Raw genomic sequence first — 14,476 nt, forward strand, 5'->3', positions numbered from 1 at the left:
TATCAATACAGAAAATTTAGTTTTTAAGAAAACTATCAATCACCGAAAAGAAGGCTTCTACCGACATCACACCTGTATATTTATTACCATTAATAAAAAAGGTAGGTGTTGCTGTAACACCAAGTTTTTTTCCACGCTCAAAAGACATATTCACTTCATCTAAAATGGATTGATTTTTCAGACAAGCATTAAAACTTTCATCGGTAAAACCCGCCATTAAGCCAATTTTTTTCAATGGTGTCAGAGCGTCTTGTTCCCAAACCCACTCATGCTGTTTCTGAAATAAGACTTCTATCAAAGGAAAATAGCGATCTTCTGGTGCACACCGGGCCAACATAAAGCCTGCTGTTGCCCGAGGATCAAAAGCAAAATCTCGAAAAATAAGTTTTACTTTTCCTGTTTTGATATATTTTTTACGAATTTGGGGAAGTACATCATTATAAAAATGCGCACAAGGCGCACACGTCAATGAAGCATATTCAACAATTGTCACTGGTGCATTCGCCTCTCCCTCAACCCTATCCTTAACCTTGCCTGGTTGAAGGACCTCGGCCATATCAACATGTGAAACTGGTTTAACTTCAGCAGCTAAAATGGCAGTCGCACTAATTTGTACAATTGTCATTAAGGCAAAAATTATAGCGAAAGGCAAAAAGGAACGACATTTTATCATAAATAATACTTTTCTGTTGTTATTAAACAAATAAGAACCCTATACTCTTTATACTAAAGAAAAATAGGGAAGATACTCTACTCTATTTACTCTTTTTTTCTGCAAAAATGCAACAGCCAAGTTCATAAAGTGATTGGCGTAAGCTTTCATTTTCAACCCTCTCAAGCATTTTTTCCACGCATTTTTTGTCTTTTTCACTCAAAGCTAACTTCGTCTGCAGGTGATCGTTCAGAACAGAAACGCATCTTTGCTCAATCTTGATGCGGTCAAGAACAACATATCCAAAAAAACCATTAATTCTATGGAGCAATTCATCTGTTTCATGCAACAATTTTAACGCAGCAAATCTTTCACAAGCCACAACAAGTGTTGCAGGTTGGAACATTCTATCTTGATCTACGCGACATTTCCAAATAATTTTGAGTGGTACTGTATGTTCACCAATATCACGACCTGCAATCTCTGGCCAATGCTCTAGAAGTGCCACATTGAGTCCTGTCCGTTTGCGTAAAACTGGATCAATCATTTTGGATACTGTCTCAGAAAGAGAATAGAAATGGCGCTTTTGGAATTGTTTGCTCATTTTTCTAAATCATTACCAAAATATTTACAAATTATAACAATTTTTTCTTTCATCTAAGAACTCTTATCTTAAAAAATTAATGAAATATCGACAAAATTAGATACTTACGTAACTAACAATAACTAAGGGGAAAAAATGAACCATGATTTGCAAAATAAATGCTTTTTTCCTTTGCATTTTATATCTTCCTGTTGCTAACAACAATCATGCATGAAATTTCTTCACACCTTCTTTCTTGGTATGATCAAAAGCATCGGCATTTACCATGGCGTATTACCCCTGAGGAACAAAGGCAAGGCATCCGCCCTGATCCTTATCGCGTTTGGCTCTCTGAAATCATGCTTCAACAAACAACTGTCGAAGCTGTTAAGCCTTATTTTAAAAAGTTTCTGAAACTTTGGCCTGACCTCTCTTCTTTAGCGAAAGCCTCACAAGATGACATCATGAAAGCATGGGCTGGCCTCGGCTATTATTCACGCGCACGCAACCTTAAAAATTGCGCCCAGCAGCTTGTCGAAACCTACGCAGGACAATTTCCACAGTCTGTAAAAGTACTGCGTACTCTACCCGGTATTGGGGACTATACTGCTGCAGCACTCGCCGCAATTGCTTTTAACCACCCTGTAGCTGTAATTGATAGTAATGTCGAACGCGTTGTAACCCGTTTATTTGCTATCACCTCAATATTGCCCAAAGCAAAAGCCGAAATTAAAGAGAAAACACAAAAAATCACTCCTTTCAATCGCCCTGGTGACTTTGCTCAGGCCATGATGGATCTAGGGGCGACAATTTGTACACCGCGCAAACCATCCTGTTTACTCTGCCCTCTTCAAAGTTTCTGCAAAGCAGAAAAGATGCAAAAAGTAGAGTCCTTTCCAGTCAAAGCACCTAAAAAAGAACGCCCTTCAAACACTGGTATCGCTTTTGTTGTGCTTAATGAAAAGCAGCAAATTTATCTAGAAAAACGACAGGGTAAAAAACTCCTTGATGGGATGACCCAAATCCCGAACAATATTGGAATAAACAACGAAAACGGACTCCAAAACGCACCCTTTACTGCCAATTGGCAATTCAAAGGACAAATTACGCATGTTTTTACCCATTTTTCTTTGAAACTTGACGTTTACTATATCAGTGGTGTTCAAGAAATGAAATGTGAAAATGGCTGGTGGTGCGACATTCATCATCTTGCCGAACAGGCACTTCCTACAGTTATGAAAAAAGCCATTGCCTTGGCAATTCCCAATCCTTTCAAGTTAAAATGACGCTATCTGCTGAAAAAACGAAATATTCATTCAGCATGAACTGATTCATTTCTCACGAAATACCAGTTTTTAACATTCGTGAACGTATTATCATTCTTAAATCATCTATTGATTTCAACCGTCCATTTTCCTCGTAATACCAAAATGTCCAACCATTACAGCTTTGCGAATCTTGAGCCTTTCGCCCCATTGCATGAATAGAACCAACTTCACCACTATACATGAGAGTGCCATCAGCTCTTACAATAGCAGATACGCGCTTCTTCCGATCATAAAGAACTTCTCCAGGACAGAGTAAACCTGCTTCAAGCAGGCTGTTGAATGCTACACGCGGTTCTGCTTTTTTTCTATCCAAAATCCCTAATTCTGGTTTATTTAAAGGTTCAACTGCAGCGATCCTTTCATATGCAGCATCAATGTATTGCTGCTCGCGTTCAATACCCACAAAATCACGCCCCAAAAGTTTGGCAACAGCGCCTGTCGTTCCCGAACCAAAAAACGGATCAAGAATAATATCACCCGGCTTACTGGAAGCCATAATAATACGTGTTAATAAAGTTTGTGGTTTTTGCGTTGGATGTAATTTACGCCCTGCCTCATCTTTTAAACGTTCAGCACCCGTACAGAGAGGAAAAAGCCAATCTGAACGCATTTGTACATCTTCATTCCCGGCTTTTAAGGCATCATAATTAAATGTGTATTTTTTATCCTTTTGATCTCGGACAGCCCAAATAAGTGTCTCATGAGCATTTTGAAAGCGACGCCCGCGAAAATTAGGCATGGGATTATTTTTGCGCCAAATGATATCATTAAGCATCCAAAAACCTAAGTCTTGTAATGCCGTACCAACCCGAAAAATATTATGGTAAGATCCAATAACCCAAAGCGTCCCATGGGGTTTTAATACACGACGACATGCGAGCAGCCATGCCCGTGTAAAGGCATCATAGGCAGCAAAACTCTCAAATTGATCCCAGGCATCATCAACGGCATCAACAAGTGAATGATCCGGACGGTATAAAGCACCATCCAATTGTAAATTATAAGGAGGATCTGCAAAAATCACATCAACAGAATGTTTGGGCAGTTTTTCCAGCACTGCAACACAATCTCCTTTTAAAATTTTATTACGCCACGACGTCTGAGAAGAAGTCCGAATGAAATCTTTTTGAAGCTGAATAACTGACATGAAATACCCAACAAAATGAACTGAAATTATCCCATAATCAAAATGACTTATAGGCTTGCATTTACTGACCTATATTTACAAAATAGAGTAAATGTATTGTTAAGTTCATTCAAAATTGATAAGGCGTTTCTGCAAAATGGATATTTGTTTTTGCTTTTTTAAGAAAAACAAAGCAATTTCATACTGACAACTCCTTATCTTTCTTTCAATGTACTCTTCACATATCCTTATCCTTCCCTTTATTTTATCAAACAAATAGGAATCATTTTCAATGCATGTTTTTATGAAACAAAGCCTTCTCAATATCATTTTTAAGCAAGTTCTTAAGCTATAAATAACATGTAAAGGAATATCTCATGCCTCAGATAAATCTCATTATTTTCGATTGTGATGGAGTTTTAGTAGACTCTGAATATCTCGCAGCAAAAATTGGATCTCAATTACTTAAACAAACTGGATATGAAATATCACCTGAAGAATTGAGTGAACGTTATACAGGGCTTATTTTTCGCGATATTCTTAAAAGAATTGAACAAGAAACAGAGAAACCAATTTCTGCTCATCTCATAGATCAAATGTCAAATCTGTTTCGTGCACAAATAAAAACTGAATTACGTGCCATTGATGGCATAAGAGAAGCAGTAGAGAAAGTTAAATCTCGCTATCCCTGTTGTATCTGCTCTAATGCAAAGAGCGTAGATATAAAAGAAATGCTTACCACCGTCGGTCTTTATGATCTTTTTGAAGATAAAATATTTTCTGCGCCTGAAGTTGGAACAAAAAAAGCAAAGCCTGCACCAGATGTTTTTCTTTTTGCCGCACATCTATTACATGCAAAGCCTTCAAATACTATTGTCATAGAAGATTCTATCCATGGCGTACACGCCGCAACTGCAGCAGGCATGCGTGTCATCGGTTTTACGGGAGGATCACACAGTTATCTTAGCCATTCTAATGCACTTGTAGATGCCGGCGCCGAAACATCTATCGCCAAACATGCGCATTTACTCGAAGTCTTAGAAGCAATGGCAATATGGCAAAATTCATCATAAAATGTCTCTTAGACGTATATCAACTCAAAAACTTTCTCAGTGATATTTTTACTAAGATGCCCTTATTTCAATTAAAACACACCTCTAAGAGCTAAAATATAACTGCATTGAGGCGTATGATAAATAATTAATAGACACCATTGTCATATGAGTAAAACCTTTATCTCTATGCAATTTTGGCTCTGCTTATTGTGCAAAAGATACATTTTGTTTCAATCTACCCTGAAATTGATACTCTTAGAAATAAACTTTGCCTCCTTTTGTTAAGAGCATGAACAAAAACAACTTACAAATAAGATCTTAATACAATTCTTCTTTTAAAAGCACATAACTCATAGCAGTTACCCTTATGGATAAAATTCCATCAATAAACTTAATATGATTTTCCAAGAACTTTTTTATTAACCGTCATATTATATTTTCCATGTCCCATTTTTACTGCACATTTGCGAATAAATGGAGTATTGATCAAGTATCTTATCAAATTTTAAAAAAATTATTAAAATTCCATTTTATAAATCAATATATTAAAAAAACACATATAACCTTAAAATATCACCAATACTATATATTTTAATATTTTGAAACTTCATAAAATAAAAATGTGATACTTTACGCTTATTACCTCTATAATTAATATTTTTCATTATAAATTAATATATTTTTTAATTCTAAAATTTACTCAAGAATCAATTCATTTAATTTTCTATGATTTTTAAATAAAAAATATAAAGACACGTTTAAAATTAAAGAAAATTTACAATTTATATAAAAAATGCGTGATACAGATTAAAAATTCACGCCTTTTAAAAGGCATACATAGCTAATATTTTAAAATCTCTTTCTTGTTTTTATAATCTATTCAAAATTAAAATAATTATAAATTCATTATGAATTTTTATTTATTGACTAAATATACATAATGTTATATATACGATTATATATTAATTGATGTGTAAACACAATTTGTTTATATACGTAAGGTATTTTTACTGTATTCATTCATGCGTTTACTCATTTAATTTAAAAATAAAAAATATTTGAGGTGAAATTATGAAAAAATTACTTAAAAATTATGGGTTAAGTATTTTAATCGCGAGTGCTTTTTCTCTTTCACAAGTTGCAAATGTTCATGCAACTCACTTAAGAAATAGCCCTCAAACAGTAAACACTTCTGTTTCTGTAATAGAACAAGGAAAGAAGCAAGCAATCAATATGGCTGCTCTCTATGTTCCAAGTTTAAATCATGGAGCAGAAAATGAAACTGACTTCGCAGGAAAAGTTGAGAAGGTGCTTGAACCTCTCACCATAACTATGGGAGTGGCAGCTGTTGGATACGCAATAAGTATAATAGGAACGCTAATCGACTGGATAGCGAAAATAGCATCACTCTTCAAATAAGATTGCCCAGTGTAAAGTGCTAAGAAATAGCGTCCTTATGTGTCTACTAACTATTTTAAAGCATATAATGAAGCATATGTTCCTTATCGCAAGCAATAACCGTCGTGTAAATATATCAAGACAAGATCTGCATTTACTGGCTTTTTCGATGTATCTGCTAATTTATATTTATAACAGAAAATATTTGAGGTGAAATTATGAAAAAATTACTTAAAAATTATGGGTTAAGTATTTTAATCGCGAGTGCTTTTTCTCTTTCACAAGTTGCAAATGTTCATGCAACTCACTTAAGAAATAGCCCTCAAACAGTAAACACTTCTGTTTCTGTAATAGAACAAGGAAAGAAGCAAGCAATTAATATGGCTGCTCTCTATATTCCAAGTTTAAATCATGGAGAAGAAAATGAAACTGACTTCGAAGAAAAAGTTGAGAAGGTAGCTGAATCCATTACATTAGGGAATTTCGGTATTGGGATGTTAGCTGGATATGGAACAGGTACAATAAGCATATTTTTAGGGTGGATAGTATTCAAAATAATAGCAGCTATCAAAGGATCCTGATATCAGAACTCATAAAATCTTCCATTTCAATGTTGGAAATTCATAAAAAGATTTTCCAATAGAAAGATGGCAAAAGATAGTAGAGCTATGTGCTGTTTCTTTGGCGAAAAACATATAGCGAGTTCCTTCACCGTAAGCAGCAAAGTTTATAAACGCTTTTTTTTCCTTTCATTGCGTTCATAAACTCCACCGCTTCGCTTGCTCATTTGAATTAAATGTAGAAAATATTTGAGGTGAAATTATGAAAAAATTACTTAAAAATTATGGGTTAAGTATTTTAATCGCGAGTGCTTTTTCTCTTTCACAAGTTGCAAATGTTCATGCAACTCACTTAAGAAATAGCCCTCAAACAGTAAACACTTCTGTTTCTGTAATAGAACAAGGAAAGAAGCAAGCAATCAATATGGCTGCTCTCTATGTTCCAAGTTTAAATCATGGAGCAGAAAATGAAACTGACTTCGCAGGAAAAGTTGAGAAGGTATCGTTGTTTACGCCCCTCAAATTAGGAGTTTTTACTTCAGCAGGAGCTTTAGGTTTTGGAGCATTGAGTGGATTTGTTATGGCTATATTCAGCGCGGTAATCGGTTGGATAGCCGGTAATAAGTAAAGTTAAACAATCCCCAAATCTATCCGATTATCTTTTCTCTTATTAAATAAAGAGAGTATTTAAATTGCAGTTTCCCTAAAGTAATTGGGAAGCTGTTTTTTGTGCTTTTTATCGATAAATTTTCTCATTATCAACAATGCTATGTAGCACAATGCTAATATCGGCATAAAAATTGATATTTATACTGAAAAAGATAACTTCAAATGCATAGTGTATACACGCCATGAAATTTCCTCATAAACCATCTAATATGAATCATAGCTGGAAGAACTTGATTTTCATATAAGTCTTTAATAAAATAAAGAAAAAAATGGACACGAGCAATTGCGTTTCTGCAAAAAAAGCTCTTCACAAAATACTATCCTATATCTTAATTCCCAATATTCAAGAACCTAAATAAAGCAGCATAAATTTAAAATAAATGAACGAATAACAGAGATAAATCTCTTGAACTATGACACACTTTTCCTGAATATTTGGTGTTTTATATCTCAATTCTCGAAATAGCCAATGCCATTGCTTTTAACTATTTATAAGCATAAGCAAACAAACTTTCACTCATTTAATAATTTAAATATTGTTAAAAATATGAAATATATCAGCACGAAAGATGAGGCTTCTGTTTTAGGCTTTACTAAAACTATCATGGCTGAGTTAGCGAGCGATGGAGCTCCTTATCTTCCAGAAAAATTTCCTCAATTATCACTTGATGCATTACGAGCGCTCCGTGGATAATCTTACACAAAAACCGCTAAAACACTTCTTTGACCCTTTGAGTAATAAGATTGAATATACACCTTTTAAGAATATGATTGCCGAATCTCATACTATTTTCGTCATCCAGCAACTTATCTTTTGCTGCAAACTGGTGCAGATGAATTTATTCTTGAATTTTTTCATGATCCTATTTTGGCATTTAAAAATGTGGCAATGAATTTCTTTCTAAACTGATGGATTACATTCTCACTAAAAAATAGGCACGCAGTGATTATTGGTGGCCACATCAGGTAATACAAGTAGTGCTGCAACAAGCCTAAGCCTTCACTGGAAAAGAACATTCAGAAATTTTTATTTTGTTTGCTAAAGGGCGTGTATGATGGCGCAAATTGTTTACTATCTTCATCTACACTCTTCCTAAGTGCTCCTGACAGACCTATCTCATTTGCTGTTTGTACTGGAAATTTCGGTGATATTTTTGCGGGTTATGTTGCTACCGGTATGGAGTTACCCATTGCACAATTGATCATTCCGACGAATGATAATGACATCCTCGCACGCACATTGACCAGCGGCACTTATGAAATACGGCCAATAACCCACATAATATCACCTTCTATGTATATTCAAGTCTCTTCTAATTTTGAACGCTTGATGTTTGAAAGTAGCAATCATGATCCAGTATGAAATTCGCAATGCAATGGAAAATTTGCAAAAATCAAGACATTTTAATCTTAATGAAAAACACTTCAAAAGTATTTCCCCCCTGTTTTCTGCCGGAAAAAGTAGTATAGTTGAACCAGCGCAAACAATTGATAATATTTATCAAGAAAGCGGCTATTTCGCTGATCCACGTACAGCTGCTGCCCTTAAGAGTAACTCGGGAAAACAAAAAAACACATATTCCAATGATCGTCCTTGCGACTGCTCATCCTACCAAATTTCCTGATGCAATCAAAAATCCCTGTGGAATTGATACTCCATTGCCATCTTGAAACGATTTTATGGAACGCGAAAAATGCTTCATAGGTCTTGCTAATGATGAAAAAATAGTAAAAGATTACATTTCTTTAAAATTGCTGCATCTTATTAAGGTTAGCTGCATTAATTCAAATTAAAAATATTCCAATACTTTTATAATGAGGTATTTGGCTTGTTTAACGGAGTCGTAAACACATGGGTGTAGATATCAGTCGCCTAAGTAATGGTTTGACTATCGCCACACATACAATGCAACAAATTGACAGTGTAGCGCTCGGAATATGGGTTAAAGTCGGTTCACGCAATGAAACCTTCTCGCAACATGGCATCGCTCATCTTCTTGAACATATGGCCTTCAAAGGAACGGAAAACCGTACAGCCTTTCAGATTGCAACTGATATTGAAGATGTCGGTGGTGAAATCAATGCCACCACAAGTACGGAAACAACTGCCTATTTTGCACGCGTACTCAAAAATGATATCCCGCTTGCCATTGATATTTTAGCCGATATTTTGATGTATTCAAAATTTGATGAAGATGAATTAGAACGGGAAAAACAAGTGGTTTTTCAAGAAATTGGTGCCGCTCGTGATATACCTGATGATATTGTTTTTGATCACTTTACTGAAACAGCCTTTCGTCATCAATCTCTTGGTCGCTCTATTTTAGGAACCCCTAAAACAGTTCAATCATTTACATCTGCTGACCTCCATAGTTTTATGGATAAACAATACAGCGCAGACCGTATGATTGTAGTTGCGGCAGGCGCTGTAGAGCACGAAAATTTCCTGCAAAAAGTCGAAAGTCATTTTCGCACTTTTCGTTCCCACTCAATAGCACCCCTCACTAACCTTGCCAATTATGTTGGCGGCGATTTTCGTGAATATCGCGATTTAATGGATACGCAAGTTGTTCTCGGTTTCGAAGGACGCGCCTATCATGCGCGTGATTTTTATGCTGCCCAAATTCTTTCAATTATTCTTGGTGGAGGCATGTCATCGCGCCTCTTCCAAGAAGTGAGAGAAAAACGTGGATTATGCTACTCTATTTATGCTTTTCATTGGGGGTTTTCAGATACCGGACTCTTTGGCGTTCACGCAGCCACCGGACAAGAGGGACTCAAAGAACTTCTTCCTGTGATTCTCGATGAGCTCTCTAAGGCAAGCAAAAACATCCATGCGAGTGAACTTCAACGAGCACGAGCACAATATCGTGCTAGCCTTACAATGTCACAGGAAAATCCATCTAGCCAAGCCAATCTCATTGCCCGCCAAATGCTTCTTTATGGCCGACCAATTCCTCTATCTGAAACAATTGAACGCTTAGAGCTTATTACGCCCGCAAGATTAACTGATTTAGCTCATCGTCTTTTTATCAATTCCACTCCAACATTAGCAGCTGTCGGACCTGTTGGCTCCCTCATGAATTTTGATGATTTAACATCAACACTTTCACCCAATATAAAGTAAGACTAAATAATTTTTTTCAAACGCTTTAGTGCATCTATGGCTATGAGAAAGTTACCTTAAAAAGGAGATGAAATAATAATGCACGTATTATATGACAAAATTTACCACAAAAATTCTTCTTCCTGAAAGTTTGGAAAATATTTATCAAAGAGCCGTACAAAACTATTCAATTCACGCTTCATGTGATAAAGGATCTAGTAAGAGAATTATATCTGTGAAATCTGAAAATCAATGGCTTCAATTTTCTTTCTCCAAAAATAAAATTCCATCGGTTTCAAGGTTTCATTAAAGCAAACAGATATCTAACCTATCTTTGTGCAAATCACATAACTTTTTCAAAAGGAAACGATAACCGCTCGTTATGTAGAATAAATTATAAAAGGTGGACGTATTTTCTTGAAAAGATAAATTAAAATTAAACATTATAAACAAAGACTGAGAGTAAAATATTGTGAAGAGTTTGCGTAAAATAATTAATATCACCTTTGTTGTAATCGTCAGCTTTTTTGTCCACCTTACATCAGTACAAGCAATTGAGCCTGTTAAAATTTCCTCTCAGGATGCCGCTCTTGATCTTTCAAAAGCAATCGAAATTTATCATACGAACAACTCTATCTTTCAAACAAGTACAGTGCCAGGACCAGATGGTATCGTATGGCGTATTGAGGTACAGGCAAAAAGTGAAAATTTTTCTGGAAATTGGGCAGTATTTTCTCTTGCAAATCCCACAAATGAACAAATTGATCGTCTTATCGTTGCCCCACATTATCGCATGGCGTACTCTGGTTTTCTTCGGCCTGACCTTGGATCAGCGCGAATTCAATCCATCACTCCAAGTGAAGGTTTTTCTCTTGATCGTCAATCCAGTGTAAACTCTGATATCTTTCGTATTACACTTAACCCTGGCGCTGTTATTACATTTGTCGCAGAACTTAATTCTGCAAATTTGCCACAAATCTATTTATGGCAACCTGAAGCTTATAAAGATGCAATTAATTCTTATACGCTTTATCATGGTATTCTTCTTGGTATATCAGGTCTTTTAGCGCTTCTATTAACTGTCCTTTTTGTCATTCGTGGAACAGGTCTCTTTCCTGCAACAGCTGCTGTCGCCTGGGCGGTTCTTTTTTATATTGGCATCGACTTCAACTTTTTAAATAAATTCTTTGCAGTTACATTAACAACACAACCAATCTGGCGTGCTGGTACAGAAGTAGCGCTTGCCGCCACATTCTTCATTTTCCTTTTTACCTACCTATGCCTTAATCGCTGGCACTATCGCTTCAGTTATGGTGCAATCGCATGGACTATCGCTCTTTGTGGTTTAGGAGCATTTGCTATTTACGACCCAACAAGAGTAGCTGGAATCGCGCGCTTATCATTTGGCCTCACCGTTGTGCTTGGTATAGTTTTAATCAGTTATTTTTCGATCCGAAGCTATGACCGCGCAATCATGCTTATCCCAACATGGTTACTCATTAGCTTCTGGTGTTTTGGAGCCTATGCATGCATAGCAGGATATTTAAATAATGACATTATCCAACCAGCTTTAGCAGGTGGTTTAGTGCTCATCGTCCTTCTCATTAGCTTTACTGTCATGCAACAAACTTTTTCCAATGACGCTTTCCATGAAGGAATATTTTCCGACCTTGAACAACAAGTGCTGGCAGCAAAGGGAGCTGGAAATATTATTTGGGACTGGAATGTCGAACGTGACCGCATTGTTGTGCATCCAGACATGAAGACCCTCTTTGGAACTGAAACCAAAAAACTCAATGGTACTATGCGCAACTGGATTTCAGCTTTACATTACGATGATCGTGAGCGCTTTCAAGCTGTCCTGGATATCATTCTAAAAAATAAAAAGGGACGCATTGATCAAATTTTTCGGCTTTCTGCCGGTGGTGGTTATTATCATTGGTTTTCTCTCCGCGCACGTCCAGCTATGCAAAAAGATGGAAAAATTACGCGTGTTATTGGGAGCATTGTCAATATTACTAACCACAAAAAAGCCGAAGAACGATTATTGCATGATGCAATTCACGACAGCTTAACGGGACTCCCTAATCAACAAATTTTTTTTGACAGACTACAAAACTATACCTCTTTGGCTAAAGCAAATATCAAAGTTAGACCAAGCGTCTTTATGATTGACTTTGATAATTTCCGTCAAATTAATCGTAAATTAGGCATAGCTGTTGGCGACACTGTACTGCTCATTATAGCACGCCGTTTGAGCCGTCTTATTAACTTTCAAGATACCTTATCACGTCTTTCCGCAGACCGTTTTGCAATCATTTTACTCAGTGAAACTGAACCACAGAAAATTGCAGCATTTGCAGATCATCTACACAAAACAATCTCAGCACCTATTTCACTTACAGAAAAAAAAATAACGCTTTCAACATCAATTGGACTAGTCACATGGAGTGAAAGCAGATCAACTGCTAAAGATATTTTAAATGATAGTGAACTGGCGATGATCCGCGCAAAACAAATGGGTGGCAATCATATTGAACCTTTTCGCCCCAATTTTCGTAGTTTGGACCTCGGGCATAACACCATGGGGCAAGACATTCATTATGCTATAAAACGTAATGAAATAAAAATCCTCTACCATCCTATTCTTAATTTATCAGATGGACAAATTATTGGTTTTGAAACAATTTTAGAATGGCACCATCCAAATTATGGAAATTTAAATGTTTCTGATTTTATCAAGATCGTAGAAAATGAACAAATCGTTATGGATTTGGCACAATTTATCATCGATAATGCCGTTATTGATCTTATAAATGTACAAGAAAAATTCCTCCAACAATCTTTCTTTATTTCAATCAATTTACCAAGTGCAGAAATGATTCATCCTCGTTTCATAAATCAATTGCGCTCCACTCTGCTTCGCCACCCGCTCAACAAAGAGAGCTTGATGATAGAAATATCAGAATTTGTCTTGAGAAAAAATCCTGAACAATCGGCGCACTTTCTTGAACAAATTAAAACACTAGGCATGAATCTGGCACTGGATAATTTTGGAACCGGTTATTCATCACTTGCCTATCTCGTCCGTTATCCATTCGATATGGTTAAATTAGATCGTTCGCTTATCTCTATCGATTCGCCTAAGAAAAAACTTGTTCTCAAGTCCATCATCAATATGGCAATTGATCTTAATTTGCAAATTATCGCAGAAGGCGTTGAAAATGAAAAAGAAGCGATCTTCCTGCGCCAAGAAGGCTGTAAATATGTTCAAAGTACACTTGTTACTAAGCCAATTGCTATCGAAGAGCTAATCACTCTCGTTCAAAACCACTTCCCTTATAAAATAAAGACATAGTAGAGAGAAAACTGTTGAATAAAAAACTCGGAAAATCGTAACACTCTCTACGCATGACCCATTTCAGAAACAAGATAGGTTGGGTTAATTCCCATGCGAATCAAGCTTTCATCATACTTACGACTTAAATCGCTTTCAAAAAGAAAACTAGGCGATGTGGGGCTGATCAACCAGCCGTTTGTAGAAATTTCTGTCTCGAGTTGTCCCGGTTTCCATCCAGCATAACCTAGCGCTATAAGTGCATGTTGAGGACCTTGTTCACAACTGATCGCTTTTAAAATATCAATAGTTGCAGTAAAGCAGATTTTTTCTGCAATAAGAACAGTTTCTTTACAAGTGTAATCATCCGAATGGAGCACAAAACCACGTAAAGGATCAACAGGTCCGCCATAACGTACAGGAAAATTTTTTATTGGCTCAGAAAGATGTTTTTTTTGAACGCCGCTTATCACCCCAAGATGAAGCAAGAGCTCAGGAAAATCAATATGGTGCAATTGATTGAGAATAATCCCCATAGCACCAGCATCAGAATGTGCACAAACATAAACTACAGAACGAATAAAACGGTTATCATTCATCCCAGGCATTGCTATGAGTAATTGCCCACCTAAAAAGCCATCACGCTGCTTCATTAATCTGTT

11 protein-coding genes and 1 pseudogene are annotated in these 14,476 nt (G+C 36.2%); 8 read left to right on the top strand and 4 right to left on the bottom strand.

All coding sequences use genetic code 11. The annotated features are described in order from the left end of the window. Window positions 1-16: 16 nt before the first annotated feature. A complete protein-coding gene (locus MF1_RS04405) occupies window positions 17-673 on the bottom strand; it encodes a DsbA family protein (RefSeq protein WP_161510556.1) in 657 nt (218 codons plus the stop codon). Window positions 674-755: 82 nt separating this feature from the next. Next, the gene (locus MF1_RS04410) at window positions 756-1,256 is read right to left on the bottom strand and encodes a DUF721 domain-containing protein (protein WP_014923881.1); all 501 of its coding nucleotides are present in this window, start codon (window positions 1,254-1,256) and stop codon (window positions 756-758) included. A 158-nt stretch (window positions 1,257-1,414) separates the two neighbouring features. Here MF1_RS04410 and mutY point away from each other — a divergent pair, with 158 nt between their 5' ends. Next, entirely contained in the window at window positions 1,415-2,521 is a 1,107-nt protein-coding gene (gene mutY / locus MF1_RS04415; RefSeq protein WP_161510557.1) for an A/G-specific adenine glycosylase, read from the top strand. A gap of 52 nt (window positions 2,522-2,573) precedes the next feature. Here the strand turns inward: mutY and MF1_RS04420 are convergent, their stop codons facing one another. Beyond that, window positions 2,574-3,710, bottom strand: coding sequence for a site-specific DNA-methyltransferase (locus tag MF1_RS04420; RefSeq protein ID WP_161510558.1), 1,137 nt, complete (start codon window positions 3,708-3,710; stop codon window positions 2,574-2,576). 356 nt (window positions 3,711-4,066) lie between these two features. Between MF1_RS04420 and MF1_RS04425 the strand changes: the two genes are divergently transcribed. From MF1_RS04425 to MF1_RS04460, 7 genes and pseudogenes are all read left to right on the top strand, one after another. Next, on the top strand, window positions 4,067-4,762 hold the full coding sequence (locus MF1_RS04425) for an HAD family hydrolase (protein WP_161510559.1): 696 nt from the start codon (window positions 4,067-4,069) through the stop codon (window positions 4,760-4,762). Between the two features lie 1,053 nt (window positions 4,763-5,815). Then, window positions 5,816-6,163 carry a hypothetical protein gene (locus MF1_RS04430; protein WP_161510560.1) on the top strand — a complete coding sequence of 116 codons (348 nt, stop codon included), beginning with the start codon at window positions 5,816-5,818 and terminating at the stop codon, window positions 6,161-6,163. Between the two features lie 197 nt (window positions 6,164-6,360). After that, a complete protein-coding gene (locus MF1_RS04435; protein WP_161510561.1) occupies window positions 6,361-6,723 on the top strand; it encodes a hypothetical protein in 363 nt (120 codons plus the stop codon). Window positions 6,724-6,964: 241 nt separating this feature from the next. Next, the gene (locus MF1_RS04440) at window positions 6,965-7,330 is read left to right on the top strand and encodes a hypothetical protein (protein WP_014923877.1); all 366 of its coding nucleotides are present in this window, start codon (window positions 6,965-6,967) and stop codon (window positions 7,328-7,330) included. Between the two features lie 588 nt (window positions 7,331-7,918). Further along, window positions 7,919-9,165 (top strand): annotated as a pseudogene (locus MF1_RS06910) (PALP domain-containing protein). 58 nt (window positions 9,166-9,223) lie between these two features. Then, entirely contained in the window at window positions 9,224-10,498 is a 1,275-nt protein-coding gene (locus tag MF1_RS04455; protein ID WP_014923874.1) for a M16 family metallopeptidase, read from the top strand. A gap of 451 nt (window positions 10,499-10,949) precedes the next feature. After that, window positions 10,950-13,835 carry an EAL domain-containing protein gene (locus tag MF1_RS04460; protein WP_011179156.1) on the top strand — a complete coding sequence of 962 codons (2,886 nt, stop codon included), beginning with the start codon at window positions 10,950-10,952 and terminating at the stop codon, window positions 13,833-13,835. Window positions 13,836-13,882: 47 nt separating this feature from the next. On the opposite strand, the gene MF1_RS04465 is transcribed toward MF1_RS04460, so the two are convergent. After that, window positions 13,883-14,467 (bottom strand): YqgE/AlgH family protein, encoded by a 585-nt coding sequence (locus MF1_RS04465; RefSeq protein ID WP_014923873.1) that lies wholly within the window; start codon window positions 14,465-14,467, stop codon window positions 13,883-13,885. Between the last annotated feature and the right edge of the window lie 9 nt (window positions 14,468-14,476).

The sequence above is a fragment of the Bartonella quintana genome (genome assembly GCF_009936175.1).
GTDB lineage: Bacteria > Pseudomonadota > Alphaproteobacteria > Rhizobiales > Rhizobiaceae > Bartonella > Bartonella quintana.